Genomic DNA, 2,807 nt, shown 5'->3' with positions numbered 1-2,807 from the left:
GGGATTCCTGGAGGCGGCCCGGCGCGACGGCAAGATCATCGCCGGTGGCGAAGCCATGGAGCGAGCCGGCTATTTCATCCAACCGACCATCGTCCGGGATATCAGCGACGGCCATACGATCGTGGATGAAGAGCAATTCGGACCCATATTGCCGGTCATCGCCTTCTCGGATGTGGACGACGTGGTACGCTGCGTCAATTCCTCCGAATACGGCCTGGGTGGATCCATCTGGTCGAAAGATGTCGAGCGCGCCGCGGCGATCGCCGAGCGTATCGAAAGCGGTCAGATGTGGGTCAACCAGCATATCGCGATCGGCCCGCACATCCCCATGGCCGGCTTCAAAAATTCCGGCCTGGGTGTCGAGCAGTCCGTCGAGGGCCTCGCCGAATATACGCAGCTCCAAGTGATCAACATCAAGAGGTGACCGTGCTCTCAATTGCGAAAGGCGCGGCTGATGTTCCGCTGCTGGAGATGACGCTGGGAGAAGCCCTATCGGTGGCTGCCCGGCGCTGGGGGAGTGAACTGGCATTGGTTTCCCGGCATCAGAATATATGCTGGAGCTGGCAGGAACTGAACCGCGAAGCGGAACGGGTCGCGTGCGGACTGCTCGATCATGGGGTGCGTCGCGGCGATCGGGTCGGCATCTGGGCGCCCAATTGCGCCGAATGGACCGTGATTCAATTCGCGACCGCCAAGATCGGCGCGATCCTGGTAAACATCAATCCTGCCTATCGTGTCAGCGAAATCGAGTATGCGCTCGCAAAGGTCGGCTGCAGCGTGCTGGTGACGGCATCTGCCTTCAAAAGCAGTAACTACATCGCCATGCTACGCGAGATCGGAACGCGTAGTTTACCTGACCTTCGCCTGGTGATTTCGCTTGGTGAGCAGGCACATGACGGTTTCATTCCTTGGGAGCAACTGCGCGTGTCGGCGGATCCCCTGCTGCTGGGCGCGGCATCGGAAAGTCTGCGACCGGACGATGCCATCAACATACAATTCACCAGCGGCACGACGGGTTTTCCAAAGGGGGCAACGCTTACGCATCGCAACATTCTCAACAATGGTTATTTTTCGGGACAAACCATCAATCTCACCGTCAAGGACCGCATCTGCATTCCGGTTCCGCTCTATCATTGCTTCGGCATGGTCCTGGGTAATCTTGCATCCGTGACGAGCGGGGCTGCGATGATCTACCCCGGAGAGGCTTATGATGCGCGGATGACACTTGAGGCGGTGCGAGATGAACGTTGTACGGCGCTTTACGGAGTGCCGACCATGCTGATCACGATCCTCAACCATCCGGACCTCGATCAGTTCGACGTCTCGTCCTTGCGCACCGGGATCATGGCGGGCGCCCCTTGCCCGGCGGCCATGATGGAGCAGATCATGGATCGGTTGAACATGCGCGAGGTGACTATCGGCTATGGCATGACCGAAACCAGTCCCCTGACGACGCAGACGTCGATAGACGATCCCGTCGCAGAGCGAGTGGCGACGGTGGGCCGCGTCCACCCTCATGCCGAAGCAAAGATCGTAGGGTTGAACGGCGAGACATTGCAGGTGAACCAACAGGGCGAATATTGCTCGCGCGGATATGCGGTGATGCAGGGATATTGGAACGATCCGGAAAAGACCGACGATGCCATCGACGCGGAAGGATGGATGCACTCGGGCGATCTCGCGGTGATGGATGAGCGGGGCTATGTTCGCATTACCGGCCGCATCAAGGACATGATCATCCGGGGCGGCGAGAATATCTATCCGCGCGAGCTCGAGGAATTCCTGCTTGGCCACCCGTTGATCGTCGATGTGCAGGTCTTTGGCGTCAGCGACGCTAAATTTGGTGAGGAAGTCTGCGCATGGGTCATAGCGCGAGCCGGCCATCGGCTGAGCGCCGACGATGTGATTGCCCACTGCCGGGGTAAGATCGCCCACTACAAGGTTCCCCGCTATGTCCGCATCGTCGAGGGCTTCGCTATGACGGTCACGGGCAAGGCGCAGAAGTTCGAGATGCGCAAGACGATGGAAGCTGAACTGGGCTTGGTGGCTTGAGTATTCCTCTCCCCTTGAGCCACTATGGTCGGCCAGGCGCATGTGTCGCCTGGCCGACCATTTTTGTGATCGCCAGGCATCGATCTGTTTCGGCACGATCGGATCTTCCAGAGAAGGAGAGATGGTTGTTCGCGTCCGTCGAACAAGCTAGCATGACGGGCGATAAAGATGTTCGAATGGAGAGAGGGATCAGCGCCGTCCGGTCCAGGCGCCGGGCACCCCACCGTTCGGAAAGACAACGGTACGAGAGGCAATCCATGAATCTGGAACAGGTCCGCCAGACAAGGAGGGCACGAGATCTTTTCTTCTCGGGCGAGAGTATCGTGTCGCAGTGGGTGCCCGAGCCGATCACGCGTTCCTGGGAGCGATCAAGACGCCTGGGTTTGAGCGCGTCCGACAAGAGGTTGTTCGACATGGCGGCGCCTGGCGAACGCCGGATCGCCACAGAAAGGGGTGAACGGCTCATTCGCTATGCGATGCCGGAGATGACACGGCTTTACAAAGCGTTTCACACGCAGGATTGGGTGCTGGCCTGCCTTGACGTCAGCGGATTTGTCATTTGCTCGATCGGCGACGCCGAAGGGCCGTGCCGCGAACTGGAGAGTCTTTTCCGGAACGGGGTTTCCCTCAGCGAAAGTGCGATCGGCACCGGAGCGCCGGGATGCGCGCTCGTGGAACAGAAACCCTTTATTGTCCACGCCAACGAGCATTTCCTTGACGAGATTCATGGCTATTCTTGCGCGGCCGTTCCTCTG

2 protein-coding genes and 1 pseudogene are annotated in these 2,807 nt (G+C 59.2%); all 3 read left to right on the top strand.

Going from position 1 to position 2,807, the window contains the following annotated elements:
• On the top strand, positions 1 to 424 hold a 424-nt coding region (locus IL54_RS23350), incomplete at its 5' end, for an aldehyde dehydrogenase family protein (RefSeq protein ID WP_156106319.1).
• A 47-nt stretch (positions 425 to 471) separates the two neighbouring features.
• Positions 472 to 2,052, top strand: a complete 1,581-nt coding sequence (locus tag IL54_RS18925) for an AMP-binding protein (protein ID WP_049771327.1) — start codon at positions 472 to 474, stop codon at positions 2,050 to 2,052.
• Between the two features lie 257 nt (positions 2,053 to 2,309).
• Positions 2,310 to 2,807, top strand: a pseudogene (locus IL54_RS23345) (hypothetical protein); the annotation flags it as partial.

Source organism: Sphingobium sp. ba1, from assembly GCF_000743655.1.
In the GTDB taxonomy this organism is placed as follows: Bacteria; Pseudomonadota; Alphaproteobacteria; order Sphingomonadales; family Sphingomonadaceae; genus Sphingobium.
Note: the sequence above shows the minus strand (reverse complement) of the source record. Positions and strands in the feature narration are given on the sequence as shown.

Excerpts from the sequence above, each read along its gene's own strand:
- IL54_RS18925 (WP_049771327.1), top strand. The coding sequence starts at position 472 with ATGACGCTGGGAGAAGCCCTATCGGTGGCTGCCCGGCGCTGGGGGAGT.